The sequence below is a fragment of the Neglectibacter sp. X4 genome (assembly GCF_009917365.1).
GTDB lineage: Bacteria > Bacillota > Clostridia > Oscillospirales > Acutalibacteraceae > Acutalibacter.
The window spans coordinates 1-501 of record NZ_QWLE01000369.1 but is presented as its reverse complement, the minus strand read 5'-3'; the positions used below and the strand labels follow the sequence as shown (position 1 = coordinate 501).

Below are 501 nucleotides of genomic sequence, written 5' to 3'. Positions count from 1 at the left end.
GGGGCGTAAGTTTTTCCAGCCACATCATTGATTTACGGGGCTGTTGGCGGTATAATAAGACTGTCAGCAGCTCCGTTTCTTTTTTAAGAAAAGGAGCGACAATATGAATAATCGGATAGACGCAATCTATGCAAGACAATCGGTAGACAAAAAGGACAGCATTTCCATTGAAAGCCAGATTGAGTTTTGCAAATACGAATTGAAAGGCGGTAGTTGCAGGGAATACACAGATAAAGGATACAGCGGCAAAAACACAGACCGCCCGAAATTTCAAGAGTTGGTGCGGGATATTAAAAAGGGCCTGATAGCAAAAGTCATTGTCTACAAACTTGACCGTATCAGCCGTTCCATTCTGGATTTCGCAACCATGATGGAGCTGTTCCAGCAGTACAATGTGGAGTTTGTTTCTTCCACGGAAAAGTTTGATACTTCAACCCCGATGGGCCGGGCCATGCTGAATATTTGTATCGTGTTCGCACAGTTGGAACGGGAAACGATACA

At 44.1% G+C, this 501-nt stretch carries 1 protein-coding gene; it reads left to right on the top strand.

Annotated elements, in window-relative coordinates:
• Positions 1 to 103 precede the first annotated feature (103 nt).
• Positions 104 to 501, top strand: a 398-nt coding sequence (locus tag D1841_RS18620) for a recombinase family protein (protein WP_160645026.1), incomplete at its 3' end; no start/stop codon positions are given.